The sequence below is a fragment of the Yoonia vestfoldensis DSM 16212 genome (genome assembly GCF_000382265.1).
GTDB lineage: Bacteria > Pseudomonadota > Alphaproteobacteria > Rhodobacterales > Rhodobacteraceae > Yoonia > Yoonia vestfoldensis.
Genome location: NZ_KB907993.1, coordinates 1 through 16,906, shown reverse-complemented (window position 1 = coordinate 16,906; position 16,906 = coordinate 1). Strand labels below are relative to the sequence as shown.

General features: G+C 62.7%; 20 protein-coding genes. 4 read left to right on the top strand and 16 right to left on the bottom strand.

From position 1 onward, the window contains the following. Window positions 1-11: 11 nt before the first annotated feature. The 14 genes from H147_RS0116870 to H147_RS0116805 form a co-directional block, all read right to left on the bottom strand. Complete coding sequence (locus tag H147_RS0116870; RefSeq protein WP_026352635.1) at window positions 12-296, bottom strand: hypothetical protein; 285 nt, start codon at window positions 294-296, stop codon at window positions 12-14. A 25-nt stretch (window positions 297-321) separates the two neighbouring features. Continuing rightward, window positions 322-1,002 carry a PspA/IM30 family protein gene (locus H147_RS0116865; RefSeq protein WP_019956571.1) on the bottom strand — a complete coding sequence of 227 codons (681 nt, stop codon included), beginning with the start codon at window positions 1,000-1,002 and terminating at the stop codon, window positions 322-324. A 103-nt stretch (window positions 1,003-1,105) separates the two neighbouring features. Continuing rightward, window positions 1,106-1,699 carry a TetR/AcrR family transcriptional regulator gene (locus H147_RS0116860; RefSeq protein ID WP_019956570.1) on the bottom strand — a complete coding sequence of 198 codons (594 nt, stop codon included), beginning with the start codon at window positions 1,697-1,699 and terminating at the stop codon, window positions 1,106-1,108. A 74-nt stretch (window positions 1,700-1,773) separates the two neighbouring features. Continuing rightward, window positions 1,774-2,262, bottom strand: coding sequence for a cell wall hydrolase (locus H147_RS0116855; protein WP_110571025.1), 489 nt, complete (start codon window positions 2,260-2,262; stop codon window positions 1,774-1,776). Between the two features lie 23 nt (window positions 2,263-2,285). Beyond that, on the bottom strand, window positions 2,286-3,515 hold the full coding sequence (locus H147_RS0116850; protein WP_019956568.1) for a mandelate racemase/muconate lactonizing enzyme family protein: 1,230 nt from the start codon (window positions 3,513-3,515) through the stop codon (window positions 2,286-2,288). A gap of 130 nt (window positions 3,516-3,645) precedes the next feature. After that, on the bottom strand, window positions 3,646-4,725 hold the full coding sequence (locus tag H147_RS0116845; RefSeq protein ID WP_019956567.1) for a zinc-binding dehydrogenase: 1,080 nt from the start codon (window positions 4,723-4,725) through the stop codon (window positions 3,646-3,648). Window positions 4,726-4,797: 72 nt separating this feature from the next. Beyond that, complete coding sequence (locus H147_RS0116840; protein ID WP_019956566.1) at window positions 4,798-6,015, bottom strand: TCR/Tet family MFS transporter; 1,218 nt, start codon at window positions 6,013-6,015, stop codon at window positions 4,798-4,800. Window positions 6,016-6,082: 67 nt separating this feature from the next. Then, the gene (locus H147_RS20010) at window positions 6,083-6,580 is read right to left on the bottom strand and encodes a toxin-activating lysine-acyltransferase (protein ID WP_019956565.1); all 498 of its coding nucleotides are present in this window, start codon (window positions 6,578-6,580) and stop codon (window positions 6,083-6,085) included. After that, a complete protein-coding gene (locus H147_RS20415; RefSeq protein WP_019956564.1) occupies window positions 6,577-7,536 on the bottom strand; it encodes a Hint domain-containing protein in 960 nt (319 codons plus the stop codon). Before H147_RS20415 ends, H147_RS20010 begins: the two co-directional genes overlap by 4 nt. A gap of 86 nt (window positions 7,537-7,622) precedes the next feature. Then, the gene (locus tag H147_RS0116825) at window positions 7,623-8,327 is read right to left on the bottom strand and encodes an alpha/beta fold hydrolase (RefSeq protein ID WP_019956563.1); all 705 of its coding nucleotides are present in this window, start codon (window positions 8,325-8,327) and stop codon (window positions 7,623-7,625) included. Next, window positions 8,320-9,105 (bottom strand): 3-oxoadipate enol-lactonase, encoded by a 786-nt coding sequence (pcaD, locus tag H147_RS0116820; RefSeq protein ID WP_019956562.1) that lies wholly within the window; start codon window positions 9,103-9,105, stop codon window positions 8,320-8,322. The genes H147_RS0116825 and pcaD overlap by 8 nt, the downstream gene beginning before the upstream one ends. After that, entirely contained in the window at window positions 9,105-10,067 is a 963-nt protein-coding gene (locus tag H147_RS0116815) for a threonine ammonia-lyase (protein ID WP_019956561.1), read from the bottom strand. The genes pcaD and H147_RS0116815 overlap by 1 nt, the downstream gene beginning before the upstream one ends. After that, a complete protein-coding gene (locus H147_RS0116810; protein ID WP_019956560.1) occupies window positions 10,064-10,882 on the bottom strand; it encodes an alpha/beta fold hydrolase in 819 nt (272 codons plus the stop codon). The genes H147_RS0116815 and H147_RS0116810 overlap by 4 nt, the downstream gene beginning before the upstream one ends. Next, entirely contained in the window at window positions 10,882-11,559 is a 678-nt protein-coding gene (locus H147_RS0116805; RefSeq protein WP_026352633.1) for a haloacid dehalogenase type II, read from the bottom strand. The genes H147_RS0116810 and H147_RS0116805 overlap by 1 nt, the downstream gene beginning before the upstream one ends. Before the next feature lie 129 nt (window positions 11,560-11,688). Here H147_RS0116805 and H147_RS0116800 point away from each other — a divergent pair, with 129 nt between their 5' ends. Then, window positions 11,689-12,123, top strand: coding sequence for an FKBP-type peptidyl-prolyl cis-trans isomerase (locus tag H147_RS0116800; RefSeq protein WP_019956558.1), 435 nt, complete (start codon window positions 11,689-11,691; stop codon window positions 12,121-12,123). Window positions 12,124-12,217: 94 nt separating this feature from the next. Here H147_RS0116800 and H147_RS0116795 read toward each other — a convergent pair whose 3' ends face one another. Together H147_RS0116795 and H147_RS0116790 are read right to left on the bottom strand one after the other, a co-directional pair. Then, window positions 12,218-13,009: an enoyl-ACP reductase FabI gene (locus H147_RS0116795; RefSeq protein WP_019956557.1), complete on the bottom strand. Its 792-nt coding sequence runs from the start codon at window positions 13,007-13,009 to the stop codon at window positions 12,218-12,220. 4 nt (window positions 13,010-13,013) lie between these two features. Continuing rightward, the gene (locus H147_RS0116790) at window positions 13,014-14,243 is read right to left on the bottom strand and encodes a beta-ketoacyl synthase N-terminal-like domain-containing protein (RefSeq protein WP_019956556.1); all 1,230 of its coding nucleotides are present in this window, start codon (window positions 14,241-14,243) and stop codon (window positions 13,014-13,016) included. A gap of 262 nt (window positions 14,244-14,505) precedes the next feature. Here H147_RS0116790 and H147_RS20655 point away from each other — a divergent pair, with 262 nt between their 5' ends. Genes H147_RS20655 through H147_RS0116780 form a run of 3 tightly spaced genes read left to right on the top strand, consistent with a single transcriptional unit; the run spans window position 14,506 to window position 16,896 of the window. Continuing rightward, window positions 14,506-15,480: a DNA cytosine methyltransferase gene (locus H147_RS20655; RefSeq protein WP_245541172.1), complete on the top strand. Its 975-nt coding sequence runs from the start codon at window positions 14,506-14,508 to the stop codon at window positions 15,478-15,480. Beyond that, entirely contained in the window at window positions 15,477-15,803 is a 327-nt protein-coding gene (locus H147_RS21605; RefSeq protein WP_081625891.1) for an NgoMIV family type II restriction endonuclease, read from the top strand. Before H147_RS20655 ends, H147_RS21605 begins: the two co-directional genes overlap by 4 nt. 31 nt (window positions 15,804-15,834) lie before the next feature. Beyond that, on the top strand, window positions 15,835-16,896 hold the full coding sequence (locus H147_RS0116780) for an IS630 family transposase (RefSeq protein ID WP_019955459.1): 1,062 nt from the start codon (window positions 15,835-15,837) through the stop codon (window positions 16,894-16,896). The last annotated feature ends 10 nt before the right edge of the window (window positions 16,897-16,906 follow it).

Genomic DNA, 16,906 nt, shown 5'->3' with positions numbered 1-16,906 from the left:
CGGGGCGGGGGTCAGATGTCCTTGTCGGCGTTCACGTATTCGGACAGCAGCTTTTCGTTGCGCGCGGCTTCCAGACGGGTGATCCGGTCCTCGGACAGACGGTCGTCAAACCGGTATTTGACGAAATTCACCAAGGCCAACGTCAACAGCAGGATGGCGATGCCCCAATAGCCTTTGGTGGACAGCGGCACATCAGGCGACAGCCAGAGCGAGAGGCCGAGCATGGCATAGGCCACGACGACGGCGGCACCGTTGAAGAACATGATGAGGGCGTTATCGGAACGTGTCGTGTGCATTTTTGATCTCCTTGATTGATATGGATTAGTCTTGTGCGGCTTTCAGGCGGGCCAGCACGTCATCGGGGGTAGACCGCGTGGCATGGCCAAAGCCGGCATCGGCCATCCGGTCGGCGATGCTGCCGCCGTCCAGATCGCGGTTGATATCGGCCAGAATCTCGGACCGCTCGAATGGGTCGTCGCGGCCAAGCACGCGGGCGATCAGCTCTTCGGCCTCGTCCACGCTGGAGGAGGTGACACCGCTGCGGTGCATCCGCATCTGGATATCCTGTTCGCGCCGCACCGCGCGGGCCTGAATGGCCCCCTGTTTGAGGTCGATGATCCGGCGATGTCCGGCCTCGATCGAGGACCGCAAGCGCATCACTTTCTGGTCGAGCCGTGCCAGCGTTTCGGCGCGCAGTGTCAGTTCGTTTTCCATCGCGGCGATGGCGCGGGCCGCCTCGGCCGCCAGATCCTCGCGGTCGCTGGCAAGTGCCTCCTGCGCGCGGCGGGTCAGGTCAGCGATCCGGGATTTGAGGCCCGCGTGCTGCTTTTCCTCGGACCGCTGACGCTGGATCAGGCTGGCAAGCGTGGCTTTCGCCGCGCGCAGGCTGTTGTCGCTTTCGCGGATTTTCTGGTCGATCAGTTCGATCGCGAAGGCGTCGCGCACGCGGTCTTCGGCCCGTGCGTTCTGCCCGTGGATCAGGGTGGCGAGTGTCTTGAACATCTGTCTCTCCGTTTTTGTCAGCGTGAACGCTGTTCATGAAAATGGAGATAATGGGACCCGCGATTCCCGTCAAGAGAAATAATGAACGATGTTCACAAATTTATCAGCTGGTCGCGATCTGCCGCAGCACAAGCGCGATCATCCTGTCGATATCCGCCGACGGCACGCCCGCGCTGGCCCGGTCCAGCCCCAGCAGCACGATCCCGTGCACCGACGAAAACAGCGCCCGCGTCAGCAGTGCATTGGTCTGCGCGTCGTTGTCGGGAAAGATCACCTGCAACGGATCGGCGATATAGGTAAAGAGCTGCCCCATTTCCTGTAGATACCAGTCGGGGGCAGTGGCATCGGGCGCGCGTTCCAGATCGAACAGCGCGCGCCAGCTGTGGTGGTTGGCGGCGGCAAAATGGTGATAGGCCTGCGCCATGACGACCAGTTGTTCGACAGGGTCTTGCGGTGCCTCGGCCAAGGCCGCCGCCACATCCGCACCAAGACGGTGGAAGGTGCGCGCGTTCACGGCCAGCACCAGATCGGTCAGGTCGCCAAACACGTTATAGATCGCGCCCACGGCACAGCCCGCCTCGCGCGCCAGATCGCGGGCGCGCAGCGCGCCCAACCCTTGGGTTGCGATCACGCGCTCTGCGATCTCGATCAGATTTTCCCGCAGTGCCTTGCGCCGTTCCGCTACCTTGCCTGTCATGATGCCTCCTGCTGAACGGGGTTCAGTTTAACGGGGGGCGGGACGGATGGAAAGAGCGGGGGACCGCAAAGCGGTCACCGCCCTGTGATCCCCTCGGTCGCGGGCAACGGTCGGGGCGCTGTCACGTTCTCGGGCCTGCGCCGTTCATAGAACGCATTGCCGCCGGTCGTGACGACATAATGCATGTTGTTGAACGATGCGCGGTAGGTCGCGGCATGAAAGAACATCGCACCCGCGACATCGGGGTGGCGTTCGCCTGCAAGTACGGATTGCGCAGCCGCCCGTGCAAGCGGTGCCGCGCGGCTTTCCATCCGCTTGGTCATCACGCCGGGGGCGAACTGGTTGCGCTGGCTGACCACGCCGCAGACGGTGTTTGGATAGGCGTCGGAGTCGACCCTGTTCATCACCACGCTGCCGACCGCGATCATGCCGTCACGGCTGGACCGGACGGATTCGAAATACATCGCGCGCGCCATGCATTCGATGTCCTCCGAGGGCGGATTGAAAGATGACGACGACGGCCCGCCGCACCCTGCGAGCAGCGCAAGGCAGGCCATAGCCATGGCTGAGAAACCACCTCGCACCATCATATCTTCACGGGCGCACCACCCGCAAAGCTGTTCACCCCGTGATAGCCGATGGCGTCTTCCTGCATCTGCAAATGCAGCCCGTCGCCGGTATAGGGATGCGCGCGGGCCAGATCCTCGTCGAAATCGATGCCCAGACCGGGGGCGGTGGGGACGGGGATATAGCCACCTTCGACGCTCAGGCTGTTCTTGATCAGCGCCATGTGGAACGGCGTCTCGATGGTTTCGGCCATCAGGATATTGGGGATGGACGATGCAAGCTGGATATTGGCCGCCCATTCGACGGGGCCCGCGTAAAGATGCGGGGCGACCTGCGCGTTGTATACTTCTGCCATCGCGGCGATCTTCTTGGTTTCCCAGATACCGCCCGACCGCCCCAAGGCCGGTTGCAGGATCGTCGCCGCCCCGCTGCGCAGAACGGTCGCGAATTCGGCCTTGGTCGTCAGCCGTTCGCCCGTGGCAATCGGGATCGGCACCGCACCCGCGACCTTGGCCATTTCGGCTACATTGTCCGGCGGGATCGGTTCTTCGTACCAGAGCGGGCTATAGGACGCGATGGCCTGGCCCAGTCGGATCGCACCGCCGGTGCTGAACTGGCCATGGGTGCCGAACAGCAGGTCGGCACGATCGCCCACAGCCTCGCGGATGGCTTTGCAGAATGCGACCGACAGCGACAGATCATGCATCGACGGCATATGCCCGCCACGGATCGTATAGGGGCCGGCGGGGTCGAATTTCACGGCCGTATAGCCTTGGTCGACCATGTCGAGTGCGACTTCGGCCGCCATATCGGGGCTGGACCAGAAATCGGGCAGGGGGTGCGACGGGCGCGGATAAAGATAGGTATAGGCGCGGATGCGGTCGTTCGTGCGCCCGCCGATCAGCGCATGCACGGGGCGGTCGCGGTCCTTGCCCAGAATGTCCCAGCAGGCCATCTCCAGCCCCGACCACGCGCCGATCACCGTCAGGTCAGGGCGCTGGGTAAAGCCTGCGGAATAGACGCGGCGGAACATCAGTTCGATATTCTCGGGGTTCTCGCCCGCCATGTGCCGCGCGAAAACGTCCCGAATGACGGCTTTCATCGCCTCTGGCCCGACGGAAGACGCATAGCATTCGCCGTAGCCGACGACGCCCGTGTCGGTGGTGACCTTAGGGATGATCCAGTACCGCCCGCCCCAGCCGGGAGCAGGGGGGGCGGTGACAATGATATCGAGATCGGCAAGTTTCATGGCGTTGTCCCTGATCTGAGGGCGAGGCCCCGGGTCAGGCCCGGGGCGTGGTTTTTCATCGCAATTGTGGTGGTCGGGGCGGGGTTGTGATGCCTCCGGCGGGGATATTTGGGCTTGGAAGATGGGAGGGTCAGTCGAAGATGATCACATTGCGTTTTGCGCCGCCGGTCTTGGTATCGGCAATCGCCTCGTTGATCTGGTCAAGCCGCCAGCGGCCCGAGATCAGCTCGTCCAGTTTCAGCCGCCCCTGTTCGTACAGATCGACCATCCAGGGAATATCCCGCGCGATGACCACGTCGCCCATCTTGGACCCGACCATGCCTTGGCCAGTCGCCGCCAGCATCACGGGCTCATAGGTGGACATGGCGCCCGAATGGGGCATGCCGACCATGATGACCTTGCCGCCATTGGCGAGATATTGCGGCGCCTGATCGTAAGCGGGGATCGCCCCCACGGTCACGAATACCGCATCGGCCCCGCGCCCCATCGCCTCTTTCGCGGCGCGCCAGGGCTTGTCGCTGGTCGCCAGCACCGTATCGGTCGCCCCGAATTCCCGCGCGATGGCGAGCTTTTCGGGGGTCATATCGACCGCGACGATCCGGCGGGCACCCGCGATCCGCGCACCCTGAATGGCGTTGAGGCCGACACCGCCCGTGCCGATCACGACCACATCCTGCCCCGCACGCAATTGCGCGGCGTTCACCACAGCGCCGATGCCGGTGATGACCCCGCAGGCCAGCAGGGACGCGGCCTCCATCCCGATCGTGTCGGACAGTTTCACGACCTGACTTTGGCTCACGACGACACGCTCGGCAAAGCCGCCCGTATTCATCGCCTGATGCAGCGGGCCTCCGTCCGCCGTGGTCAGTGGACCGCTTGCCATATCGCTTTCGCAGGCCACAGGCCGCCCGCCCGCACACGACGGGCAGGTGCCGCAGGACCTGATCAGCGTCACGACCACCGGATCGCCCAAGGCCAGCCCGCGCACCCCGTCACCCACGGCGGTGACATGGCCTGCCGCCTCGTGACCGTAGACCGCAGGCAGGGTGCCGCCCCAGCCGCCGTCGATATAGGTCACGTCGGAATGGCAGATAGCGCAGGCTTTCAGCGTGACCTCGACCTCGCCATGATCGGGTGCGGCAAGGTTGACAGTCTCGATGGTCAGGGGTGCGCCGAAGGCGTGGCAAACGGCGGCTTTGATCTGTGGCATGATGGGTCCTGTGGTCTGGTTCAAAGGCCAACCTGAAGCGGCCAGCGACCGACTGCAAGTCAGAACGCGACCTTATGTGACGCGGGCGCGCTGTGGCCGTGGGGTCTGGATAAAGACCACGATGCAGCCGACGGTCAGCAGGGCCGACAGCAGGAACGGCGCGCCGGGCAGATAGACGGGGGCGGTGGGCGTGGTGAAGAACCAGAAGGTCTGCGTCACCATCAGCGGAGCCACAATCGTGGCAACAGCGTTGATCGACGTGACCGTCCCTTGCAATTCGCCTTGCTGGTTGTCGGCGGCGGTGCGCGACATGATCCCTTGCAACGCGGGTCCCGCGATCGACCCCAAGGCCGTCAGGGGCGTCAGCGCCAGCGCGATCCAGCCGTTGGTCACGAAACCCAGCGCAATGAACGCCGCCACATCGATTCCCAGACCGAGGATGACGGCGCGCCTCTCGCCGATGCGCTTGATGATCGGGCGGAGCAGCAGCCCTTGCACCACGGCGATTCCGACGCCGAAGACCGCAAGCGACAGACCGATCATGCCCGGCCCCCAGCCGAACTGCGCCGCGCCGAAATAGGCCCAGACGCCCGGATAGACGAAAAAGGCAATCGTGTAGACGAAGGTGATGAACAACAGCCGCTTCAGCCCCGGCAGCGACCCGATGTTGCGGAATGCGCCCAACGGGTTCGCCCTCGCCCATGAAAACGGGCGTCGGATGCGGTCGGTTACGGTTTCGGGCAGTACGACATAGCCAAAGACCGCGTTCGCTCCGGCAAGAATAGCCGCCGCCCAGAACGGCGCGCGCGTGCCGTATTCCGCCAAGATCCCGCCGATCAGCGGCCCCAGCACAAAGCCCGCCCCAAAGGCCGCGCCGATCAGGCCGAAATTGGCGGCTTTTTCCTCGGGCTTGGAGATATCGGCCATATAGGCGGCGGATGTCGATTGCGTCGCCGCTGTGATCCCGCCGATGACGCGCCCGATCACCAGCAGCCAGATCGTATGCGCCAATGCCATCAGCACATAGATGCCCGCCATGATCGCCAACGAGATGATCAGCACCGGCCTGCGCCCGTAACGGTCGGACAGGCTGCCCACCATGGGACCGCAGATGAATTGCATCGCGGCAAAGATCGTCGCCAGCACCCCGCCCCAGACAGCGGCGGCGGCGATGCCGTCGCCCTCGACCTCCTGGATCAGCGCAGGCATCACCGGCAGGATGAGCCCGATCCCCATCGCGTCAAGCATCACCGATATCAGAATGAAAGTGACCGGAAGCCGTTTGTCCATGCACGCACCGTTAGACTGTTGGGTTCACTTTGCAAGCGCCATTCAAACCGCGTCCGGGCAGACGCTGCTAGACGAAATCCTCGGGGTGCAGGAACGTCACCTTGGCGTCGGGGCGGTCAAAGTCGACATGCAGGATCTTGCGGGTTTTGTTGCCGTTCATGACGCGCCGGAAAATGAATGTCTTTTCGGCAAAATTGCCCGGTCGCATGATCCAGCGTACCATTGCTGCGGTCATGCCTTTGTAGGGTGCGATCAGGTCGATGAGCCAGAGCCTGTCGCCCGACGTCCAGTCTTGGGCGGTCAATGGCGCACCCGCGACAAAGCGCGCTTCGGCGTCGGGGCTCAGGAAGGCCCATGTGAACATCCCGCGCGGGATGTCGTCGATGCGAAAAATCCGGAATTGCCCCGCGTCGATCGCAGGCTCGAACGCGGCCCGCAATGTCGCAAGCGTCATGCCTGCATGGTGTTGGCTGCGCATGGCAAGAAACAGGCAATCGCCATAGACGCGCAGTTTTTCCTGAGATGGCATTTCGCGGTCCCGCGCCGCCTGCTGTTCGGGGGTCATAGGCTGGCCTGTGCGGTGGCAATGACCTTGGCCTCTTTCACCCGGCAGACATGGTGCGCGGTTGGGCCATAGGCCAAGTGATCCTGCGCCAGCGCCGGAAACAGCGTCAGGACTTCGGCGCGCATATCGGCGTCGATTGCGCCAAGCGTGTAATCGGCCGGATGAAAGCTTTCGGTCGGTTGTCCTTCGGTAAAGATGATCTGATGCCTGTCGAACAGCAGGTGAAAATATTCGACTTCGGTCATTGCGGTATCCACAGTGACGGTCGTGCCGTTGACAAGCCCTTTGGCGGGGACGAGCGTGTCGTCCTGCCCCAGAAAAAGCTGCGCGCGCCAGTCAGACACAAGGATGCGGTGTTGGGGTGAAACGACAAGATCGCGGCGCGGCAGACCAGCGCCCAGCGACCCCACGGCGATCCGCACCGGGCGCAGTTCAGGGTGATCGCGCAGCATGTCCTGCGACAGCAACCGTGACCCGATCCATCTGACCTGTTGCAGGCCCGCGTCCATGGTGGCGACCCAATCGCCCGCTTTGAGATCCTCGATGCGTCGCTGCCCCTGCGCGCAGCGGATGTGGGTTCCGCGGGCCACGCAGATCAGCAGCGTGATCCTCACGGTATCGAGATCCGACGTATTGCCGGATCGCCCGGTGATCTGGAACTGGATGACTTGGTCGGTGCCGCTGGCGATCACCGCCGCGCGGTCGATGTCGAACGAAAACACGCCGGTCGCGGCATTCAACACGAAGTTGTTGGTGTAGGTCCCGAAGTTTCCGCTGAGCGATGTGATCGTGTAGGTAACGCCGCCGTCGCCCTGATTGATGCCAGTTGTTGCGTTAACGGCATCGAAATCGCCTGATACCATCGTCACCGACGGGTCGGAAAGATCGACCGTCAGCGTCCACTGATCAATCCCACCAGCAAAGCCGGTCACCTCGCTGATATTGTTGAACCCCATGGGACCCCTTTTGCCTCACGCAACGCGCGTTTCTGAATACCAAAGGCGTCGTCGCAAGTCCAAGGGTTTAGGCCGGCAGGCCCCTGTCAAAGGGCCTGCGCGATGCGGATCAGATGCTGCGCGAGCAGCGCCGGATCGGACAGAAACGGCGAATGCGATTTGGACAGGTCCGCTACCGTGCCGTCGGGCCAGTCTGCGGTCATCGTTGCCTGAAATGCCGGCGGGATGGTCCGGTCGTCGGTGCAGCGCAGGTAATGCCGTGGCAGCCTGTGCTGGGGCACAAGCGGCGTTTCCTGCGGCAGGATCGGCTGCGGGCAAAGCTGCGCAATCGCCCAAGCGGCGCGGTCGGCAGGCACATCGTGATAGAACTTCTCTGCCGCTTTCGCAGGATCGACGCTGAACGTCACGCGGTCTGCATCCACGACGATCGCATCAAGCAGAGGCTGCGACGGCGCCATCCGCCGCATATCCGCCAGCGACTTGCCCGCCATCGGCACATAGGCGCAGACATAGACCAGCGCGCTGATCTTGTCGGGTGCCAGACCTGCTGCGGCGGTGATCGGATAGCCCGCCATCGAATGACCGACAAGGATGACCGGCGTGTCGATGGCATCCACGATGGCGCGGGCGTAAAGGTCGAGTGTCACATCCCCCGCCGGTGTGCGGTCCTGCCCATGCGACGGCAGGTCGATGGCGCGGGCTGTGTGCCCGGCGGCGGTCAGATGCGGGATCAGGTCATCCCAGCACCATGCGCCATGGCAGGACCCGTGGATCAGCAGGAAATCAGACATGGCCGACAGCTTTCATGAAATCCGCCAGATGCGCGGCATAGGTTGCGGGGTCCTCGACGCAAGGCAGATGGCCCACGCGCCGCATCAGCACGAACTGGGATCCGGGGATCAGATCGACCGTTTCGCGCACAAGGTCGGGCGGCGTCGATCCATCGTCGATCCCCGCGATCCCCAGCGTCGGGATGCGCAGGCCCGCGGTCGGGGTGTAGAAATCGGTGCCTGCAATCGCGGCACAGGTGCCGGTGTAGCCAGCAACGGGCGTGCTTTCCAGCATCGCGCGCCACGGCTGCATCCCGGGCGAGCCGTAGAAACCGCGCGCGAACCAGCGTTGCAGAACGGCGTCGGACAGGGCCGTCAGCCCCTTGGCGCGTACCGTGTCGATCCGGTCCTGCCAGAGTTTCGGGTTCCCGATCTTGGCGGCGGTGTTGGACAGCACCAGCGCGCGGATCAGGTCGGGGCGTTTGACCGCCAGCCCCTGCGCGACCATCCCGCCGACGGACAGGCCAATGAACATGGCATCGCGCGCACCTGCGGCATCGCAAACCGCCTCGGCATCGCTGACCAGCTGGCCCATGCTGTACGGGCCGTCCGGCGCATCGGACGCGCCATGCCCGCGCATGTCATAGCGGATGATCCGCAGACCTGCGGGCAGGTCTGCCACCACCTGATCCCAGATCGCGCGAGTCGTTCCCAGCGCATTTGCAAAGACGACAGGCGCGCCAGTATCCGGCCCGCTGACATCATAATCCAGCGCCACGCCGTCGCGGACGACCTGCATCAGGCGAGCGCCCGCGCGAACATCGCGGGATCGACATTACCGCCGGTCGCCACCGCGATCACCGCATCGCCTTCACTGGCGTCCGGATGGAACAGCGCCGCCGCCAGCGCCACGGCACCGCCCGGTTCTAGCACGATTTTCAGCCGGTCAAAGGCCAGCGCCATCGCTTGCAAGGCCTGATCCTCGGTCACGACAACCCCCGGCCCGCAATGTTTCTGCATGATCGGAAAGGTCAGATCACCCGGCTGCGGTGTGACGATCGCATCGCAAAGCGAGCCGGACAGCCGCGCGTTGCGTTCAATGTGCCCACTTGCAAGAGAGCGTGCCACATCGTCAAAGCCCTCGGGTTCCACCGGCCGCGCGCGCAGGCCGGGTGCATCGGCGGCCAGTGCCAGTGCGATGCCGGAGGTCAGCCCGCCACCACCGCAACAGACCATCACATCGGCGCGGGTCACGCCCAAAGCGGTCATCTCGGATGCGATTTCGAGCCCGCAGGTGCCTTGGCCCGCGATGACTTGCGGTTCGTCGTACGGCTTGATCAGCGTCAACCCCCGATCTCCTGCCAGCCTGTCACCCATGGCGTCACGATCCTCGGTCGCGCGATCGTAAAGCACGACCTCGGCCCCCAAGGCGCGGGTGTTGGCGATTTTTACCGCGGGCGCATCGGCGGGCATGATGATGACGGCGGGCGCACCATGGCTGCGCGCGGCCAAGGCCACGCCTTGCGCATGGTTGCCACTGGAAAAGGCGATCACGCCCTTTTGCAGCGCGGCGGGCGACAGCGCCGAGACCGCCGACCAGCCACCCCGGAACTTGAACGATCCGGTATGCTGCAGGCATTCGGCTTTGACGAACACACGCCGCCCTGCGATCGCATCCAGAAACGGCGAGGTCAGGATCGGCGTGCGCCGCGCATGGCCTGCGAGCCGTTCTGCCGCCGCGCGGATCATCTCGATATTCATTGCATTTTCTCCAGCCATGCATGCAGCGCATCCAGCGCCTGTGGTTCATCCAGAAACGGCACATGCCCGCGCCCCGGCACATCGGCGCGGATCATGTCGGGGCGGCGGCGGGTCATCTCGTCCGCCGTCTGTATCGTCAACAGGTCGGAATTCGCGCCACGGATCAGGGCCAGCGGCAGACCTTGCAACGCGTCGAACAGCGGCCAAAGGTCCGGCACCGGCTGCGCGCCCGCCGCCAGCACCGCATCGCGCAGGCGGGGGTCATAGCGGATCACCAGCCCGTCGGGGGTCTCTGCGTAATGCGCCTGCACCTCGGCCAGCCAGCGGTCCATCGGGACGCCTGTGAAATGCGTCCAGAGCTTTGCGCGCGCTGCGGCGGCCGCGACATAGGTTTTCTGCGCGGGATTGCGGCCGATGTAATCCTTGATGACAGCCAGACCCGCCGGCGCGATGTCCGGCCCGATATCGTTCAGCGCGACCCCGATCAGCCTTTCCTTGGCGGTCACGGCCAGCATCATCGCGATCAGCCCCCCGCGCGAGGTGCCAAGCACCGCCGCCCGGTCCAGCCCCAGATGATCCATCAGCGCCAGCACGTCGGCGGCCTCTTGCGGGATCGTATAGGTCACCGGATCGGCCCAGTCCGATTGCCCGCGCCCGCGATAATCGGGCCGGATCAGGCGCACGGGCAGATGCGGCGCGACATGGTCGAAATCCGCGCCGTTGCGCGTGAGCCCGGCCAGCGCGATGATCGGCAGACCGGTGCCTGCATCGGTGTAATGCAGCGCTGTACCGTCAGGCGTGGTAAAATGCGGCATCAGATAAGCTCCGGTATGGTGACAAGATCGGGAAGGGTATGGTGCGGCCGGGCGTAGAGTCTGTCCATCGGATCGCCGCTGCGGTTGACCCAGACCGTGCGGAACCCATAGGCCGCAGCCCCCGCCGCATCCCAGCCGTTGGAGGACACGAAAAGCACCTGATCCTTGGCACAGTCGAAATGCGCACCGACCAGATCGTAGACGCGAGCATGCGGTTTGAAGACACCCACGCTTTGCACACTCAGGACCGCATCAAGCTGCGGCGCGATGCCCGCAGAGGTGACGGCGGCGTCCAGCATGTCGGGTGATCCGTTCGACAGGATCGCGGTGGCAAACCCCCGCGCCTTGAGGGCTGCCAGCATCAAAGGCACCTCCGGATATGTCGGAAGCTGCCGGTAGAGCGTCAGCAGACGGGCACGCAACGCGGGATCACCCAGCGCTTGCGCCTCCATCGCCCAGTCCAGACCATCCTGCGTGACCTGCCAGAAATCGCAGTGCCTGTCTGCCACGGCGCGCAGCCATGTGTATTCCAACTGCTTGCGCCGCCAGTCGCGCGCAAGGGCGGGCCAGACGGTCGCAAGCCCCGGATAGGCGGGGTCTTCGGCAGCCTTCGCCGCCGCCGCATTCACGTCAAACAACGTGCCATAGGCATCAAAAACGCAAGCTCTGATCGGCATGGCGGCCCCCTTCGGCGCGAACTTGGCACAGCGCGGTCCCAGCGAAAAGAGGCAAAGCGGTTTGCAATCGAAGGCAAGCTTTCCTAGGTTGGGACTGCGATTTATTGAGAAAACGAAAGGAAAGACGCCATGACACAGGCCAAAGCGGGCGATACCGTCCAGATCCATTACACCGGGACCCTGCAGGACGGGGTGACATTCGACAGCTCTGCGGGGCGTGATCCTCTGGAATTCGTGGTCGGGTCCGGCCAGATCATCCCCGGACTTGACGCTGCGATCCCCGGCATGACCGTGGGCGAGAAAAAGACCGTGCTTGTGCCCTGTGCGGACGCTTACGGCGACCACAACCCCGAAGCCCAGCAGGCCGTGCCGCGCGACAATATCCCCGCCGATATCCCGCTTGACCCCGGCACGCAGTTGCAGATGCAGACCCCGCAGGGGCAGGTCGTGCCGGTGACGGTCGCGGAAGTGACCGAGACCGAGGTGATGCTGGACGCCAACCATCCGCTGGCGGGCAAGGATCTGACGTTCGCGGTCGAGGTTGTGGCGATCAAGGCTGCTTGAGGCGGCAGGGGAGGCCCCGGATCAAGTCCGGGGCGTGTCGGGGGCGCCGCCCCCGACACGCCCGCGAGTATTTGGGGAAATAAGAAGCTGCAGGTCAGACCAGATGGTCGGGCTGCGGCATTCCCAAGACGTGGAAACCGCCATCGACGCGGATGATCTCGCCCGTCGTACAGGCGCCCGCGTCGGATGCGAGATAGACGGCGGTGCCCCCCACGGCCTCGAGCGTGGCATTCGCGCGCAGCGGCGTGTTCATTTCCGTGTGCTTGTAGGTCTTGCGCGCCCCGCCGATCGCGGCCCCTGCCAGCGTTTTCATCGGGCCGGGGCTGATCGCGTTGACGCGGATGCCTTGGGGGCCAAGGTCGTTGGCCAGATAGCGGGTCGCGGATTCGAGTGCGGCCTTGGCGACACCCATGACGTTGTAGAACGGGGTGACGCGGTTCGATCCCTGATAGGTCAGCGTCAGCAACGTGCCGCCGTCGGGCATCATCGCAGAGGCGCGTGCCGCCACGTCGATGAAGGAATAGCAGGAGATCGCCAGCGAATTCTTGAAATTCTCGCGGCTGGTGTTGATGAAACGGCCCGTCAGTTCGGTCTTGTCGGAAAAGGCGATGGCATGGACCACGAAATCAAGCGTGCCCCAGCGGTCCTTGAGCAGGGCGAAGGCCGCATCCATGCTGGCATCATCGGTCACATCGACATCGACCATGATGTCCGAGCCTACCGATTGCGCAAGCGGTTCCAGACGCTTGCCAAAAGCCTCGCCCTGATAGGAAAACGCCAGCTGCGCGCCCGCCTCGGCCATGGCCTTGGCGATGCCCCAGGCGATCGAGCGCTCGTTCGCGACGCCCATGATCAGCCCGCGTTTGCCCTGCAATGTGATCGTCATTGTCTTACCCTTGATATTTCGACAACAGCATCGACCCGTTGGTCCCGCCAAAGCCGAAGGAATTGGTCATCACCGTATCCAGCCCCGCATCGTCCACACGTACCGTCGCAATTTCCGCCGGATCAAGCGCGGGGTCCAGTGTTTCCACGTTGATCGAAGGCGCGATGAAATCGTCCTGTAACATCAGGAGGCAATAGATCGCTTCTTGTGCGCCTGTCGCACCCTGGCTGTGGCCGGTCATCGATTTGGTCGAACTGATCGGCGGGGTCGCACCACGGCCAAAGACGCGGCGCACGGCCTCGACCTCGCCCACGTCGCCCACGGGGGTCGATGTGCCATGCGCGTTGATATAGCTGATCTTGCGCCCCTCTGGCAGGGTGCGCAGCGCCCCGCGCATCGCGCGTTCGCCGCCTTCACCGGAGGGGGCGACCATGTCGGCACCGTCGGATGTGGCGCTGAAACCCGTCACCTCGGCGTAAATCTTCGCGCCACGCGCCAGCGCGCCGTCCAACGTTTCCAGCACCACCATCGCGCCGCCGCCCGCGATCACGAAACCGTCGCGGCCTGCGTCGAACGCACGGCTCGCGCGTTCGGGCGTGTCGTTGTATTTCGACGACATCGCCCCCATCGCGTCAAAGAGGCAGGACAGGGTCCAGTCCAGCTCTTCGCCGCCGCCTGCGAACATGATGTCCTGCGTGCCAAGTGCCACCTGCTGCGCCGCCATGCCGATGCAATGCAAGGACGTCGAGCAGGCCGAGGTGATCGAGAAATTCATCCCCTTGATCTGATGCGCCGTCGCCAGATTCGCGCTGACGGTCGAGGACATACATTTGGGCACCGCAAAAGGCCCGATCCTCTTGGTCGCGCCCGTTTCGGTCACGACGTTATGGGCGGCGAACATGGCCGAGGTGGACGGCCCGCCCGACCCCGCGATCAGGCCGGTCATCGGGTTGACGATCTGGTCCGGCGTCAGCCCCGCATCGGCAATCGCCTGGCCCATCGCGATATGGGCATAGGCCGCACCGGGGCCCATGAAGCGCAAAGTGCGCTTGTCCACATGATCGGCCACGTCGATCTTGAGCGTGCCGGCCACGCGGCTGCGAAAGCCGTGTTCGGCCATTTCCGCACTGGCGACGATGCCGGACGTACCGGCCTTCAGCGCGGCGGTGACTTCGGTGGCATTATTCCCGATGGGCGAGACGATCCCCAACCCGGTGATGACAACACGGCGCATGCGGCCTCCCTAACTGGCTTTGGTTGTGTGTAGGGGAGAGGAGGCGAGGGGGCAAGTGGGGGAGGGGGTGGAGACGGTCCTACCCACATGACTTCAATGTTAGTTTTCAGTGATGCACATACCTCGGCCTGCTTGGCGCTTGCTTTATGAAATGTTCAGCATTATCAAGAACATTAAGTGAACATATTGGCGCAGTGCAGCGATATCTTGTGTCTATTGTGGATATGCTACACAGATAAGGTACAATTAGATGGAGCGATCAATGGTTGCTGAAATGACGTCGGTGGAACTTTGCGCTGGGGCTGGCGGGCAAGCTTTGGGATTAGAGCGGGCGGGCTTCAGCCACGAGGCGTTGGTTGAAATTGACCAGCACTGCCGTAATACGTTGCTTTTGAATCGACCTGATTGGAATGTAATTCAGGGCGAGCAAGCTGACCTCGGTAGTTTTGACGGTCGTCCGTTTAAAGGCATTGATTTACTGGCAGGCGGGCTGCCCTGTCCTCCATTTTCAGCCGCCGGTAAGCAGCTTGGTCACGCGGACGAACGTAACCTTTTCCCTGATGCTTTACGCTTGGTTGACGAAATACAGCCTAAGGCTGTCATGATTGAAAACGTTCGCGGCTTCCTTGACGCTGTTTTCGCCGACTATCGGCAGCAGCTTAAGCGACAGCTCAGCAAGCTCGGATACCATGTTGACTGGCATCTTTTTAATGCCTCTGATTTTGGCGTTCCTCAGTTGCGCCCGCGAGTGGTGATCGTAGCGATACGCAAAGAGTTTGCTGACCAATTTTTTTGGCCAGTATCGTCGGGCACCTCACCTCAAACAGTTGGCGAGACATTGCAAGACCTGATGGCTGAAAATGGCTGGAGAGGCGCAGCATGGTGGAGCAGACAAGCTGATGACATTGCGCCTACAGTTGTTGGCGGTTCAAAAAAACATGGTGGTCCAGACCTCGGGCCGACGCGTGCCAAACGTGCCTGGGCGACCCTGGGAGTTGATGGTATGGGGATTGCCAACGAGGCGCCGGAGAGGGATTTTGTCGGTAGTCCACGGCTGACAGTGCGCATGGTAGCGCGACTGCAAGGGTTCACGGACGATTGGAAGTTCTCTGGCAAGAAAACACCTGCTTATCGGCAAGTGGGCAATGCGTTCCCGCCGCCTGTTGCGCAAGCTGTAGCTACCCAAGTCCGCGTAGCGATTTCTGCGCGCAAATCACTGCGGATCGTTGGCAAATGACCGAAAGCGAAGCTTGGCTAACGACTGCACGGCGTGAGTTCCACGCGACACTTCTTGGGGGTATTTTGACCAAGAGTGACTCCGGTGTCCCGAGTAATGCAGACAAGGCATCTAGGCTAAGTCGTGACATTGCAGAAGCTATCCTTGACCAGCTTGGACCCGCGACGACGGCAACGAAGCTACCTGGTCAGACTGCTGGTGCCGATTTTGAAGGTGTATGCGCAAGTTTCGTGCGCGTCTGTTTCGAAAGGATGCATCATCTTCGCCCTGGCGAATTTAAAGTTATACTCCGAGTCCTGCAGAAGCCGAATTTGACGTCTTGACGGCTGGGTTTGAAACGATTCAGCTATGCCTATGATCCGCCCCGGCTTTCTTTCCGCATCAGACCGTATCGAGCTTGAGGCGTGCGTGCGCCGTCAGCGCGAAGATCACGGTATTGCCCGTCGGGCAAATGCGATCCTGCTGCTCGACGACGGTAAATCCTGCCAGGAGATCTCGGATTTCCTGTATCTGGACGACGACACGATCCGGGGCTGGCATAAAACCTACCTGCAAGTTGGCTGGGATTCGCTTGCCCTCGACGGCTGGAAGGGCGGTCAGTCCCGTATGTCGCAGGCACAGGAGGCTGCGTTGTGCGCTTGGCTGGAAGACCGCTTCTGTCGCTCGACGGTCGAGATCCGAGCACATATCTGTGCTGAGTTTGGTCTGGACTACTCAAATTCTGGCTGCATCAAGCTCCTGGCCCGCCTGGGCTTTGAATACCGCAAGCCCCGGCCCCTGCCGCGCGTGGCGTCAGCGGAAAAACAGGCAACCTTTATCGCGCTATACGAACGCCTGATGCGCAAGTTGCCAGCAGATGAAGCCGTTTACTTCGCGGACGCTGTGCATCCGGAATACCAGACCAAGCCCGCATTTGGCTGGGTGAAGGTTGGATCAAATCCAGCGGTTCTCAGCACGGCGGGGCGTGGTCGCGTGAACATTCATGGGGCTGTGAACCTCGAAACCTTCGATGCACCTTTTGTCGAGCCCACAACCGTTGATGGGGTCAGTGCCGCGCAGCTTCTGACCAAGATCGAGGCCCGCAACCCCGACAAGCGCATCATTCATGTCATCTGGGACAACGCCGCCTACCACAAAGGGCCCGATGTCAGGGCTTTTCTTGCCAGGACGGCTTGCCGCATCCATCTGATCCAGCTGCCAACCTACTGCCCCCATCTCAATCCGATTGAGCGGCTTTGGGCCGTCTTGCATCAATACGTCACCCATAATCGATACTACCCAAGTCAGAAACAGTTTGCCGACGCCATTCTTGCATTCATGCGTGAAACCATCCCGCAGGAATGGAAAAACTTCCGCGACAAGGTGTCAGACAACTTCCGCGTCATAACCCACGAGAACTTTCGGGTTTTGGAGTAGAAGCTGTATA

Bases quoted from the DNA above. Each gene is read 5' to 3' on its own strand.
- H147_RS0116870 (WP_026352635.1), bottom strand. From the start codon at position 296: ATGCACACGACACGTTCCGATAACGCCCTCATCATGTTCTTCAACGGT.
- H147_RS0116865 (WP_019956571.1), bottom strand. From the start codon at position 1,002: ATGTTCAAGACACTCGCCACCCTGATCCACGGGCAGAACGCACGGGCC.
- H147_RS0116860 (WP_019956570.1), bottom strand. From the start codon at position 1,699: ATGACAGGCAAGGTAGCGGAACGGCGCAAGGCACTGCGGGAAAATCTG.
- H147_RS0116855 (WP_110571025.1), bottom strand. From the start codon at position 2,262: ATGGCTATGGCCTGCCTTGCGCTGCTCGCAGGGTGCGGCGGGCCGTCG.
- H147_RS0116850 (WP_019956568.1), bottom strand. From the start codon at position 3,515: ATGAAACTTGCCGATCTCGATATCATTGTCACCGCCCCCCCTGCTCCC.
- H147_RS0116845 (WP_019956567.1), bottom strand. From the start codon at position 4,725: ATGCCACAGATCAAAGCCGCCGTTTGCCACGCCTTCGGCGCACCCCTG.
- H147_RS0116840 (WP_019956566.1), bottom strand. From the start codon at position 6,015: ATGGACAAACGGCTTCCGGTCACTTTCATTCTGATATCGGTGATGCTT.
- H147_RS20010 (WP_019956565.1), bottom strand. From the start codon at position 6,580: ATGACCCCCGAACAGCAGGCGGCGCGGGACCGCGAAATGCCATCTCAG.
- H147_RS20415 (WP_019956564.1), bottom strand. From the start codon at position 7,536: ATGGGGTTCAACAATATCAGCGAGGTGACCGGCTTTGCTGGTGGGATT.
- H147_RS0116825 (WP_019956563.1), bottom strand. From the start codon at position 8,327: ATGTCTGATTTCCTGCTGATCCACGGGTCCTGCCATGGCGCATGGTGC.
- pcaD (WP_019956562.1), bottom strand. From the start codon at position 9,105: ATGCAGGTCGTCCGCGACGGCGTGGCGCTGGATTATGATGTCAGCGGG.
- H147_RS0116815 (WP_019956561.1), bottom strand. From the start codon at position 10,067: ATGAATATCGAGATGATCCGCGCGGCGGCAGAACGGCTCGCAGGCCAT.
- H147_RS0116810 (WP_019956560.1), bottom strand. From the start codon at position 10,882: ATGCCGCATTTTACCACGCCTGACGGTACAGCGCTGCATTACACCGAT.
- H147_RS0116805 (WP_026352633.1), bottom strand. From the start codon at position 11,559: ATGCCGATCAGAGCTTGCGTTTTTGATGCCTATGGCACGTTGTTTGAC.
- H147_RS0116800 (WP_019956558.1), top strand. From the start codon at position 11,689: ATGACACAGGCCAAAGCGGGCGATACCGTCCAGATCCATTACACCGGG.
- H147_RS0116795 (WP_019956557.1), bottom strand. From the start codon at position 13,009: ATGACGATCACATTGCAGGGCAAACGCGGGCTGATCATGGGCGTCGCG.
- H147_RS0116790 (WP_019956556.1), bottom strand. From the start codon at position 14,243: ATGCGCCGTGTTGTCATCACCGGGTTGGGGATCGTCTCGCCCATCGGG.
- H147_RS20655 (WP_245541172.1), top strand. From the start codon at position 14,506: ATGGTTGCTGAAATGACGTCGGTGGAACTTTGCGCTGGGGCTGGCGGG.
- H147_RS21605 (WP_081625891.1), top strand. From the start codon at position 15,477: ATGACCGAAAGCGAAGCTTGGCTAACGACTGCACGGCGTGAGTTCCAC.
- H147_RS0116780 (WP_019955459.1), top strand. From the start codon at position 15,835: ATGATCCGCCCCGGCTTTCTTTCCGCATCAGACCGTATCGAGCTTGAG.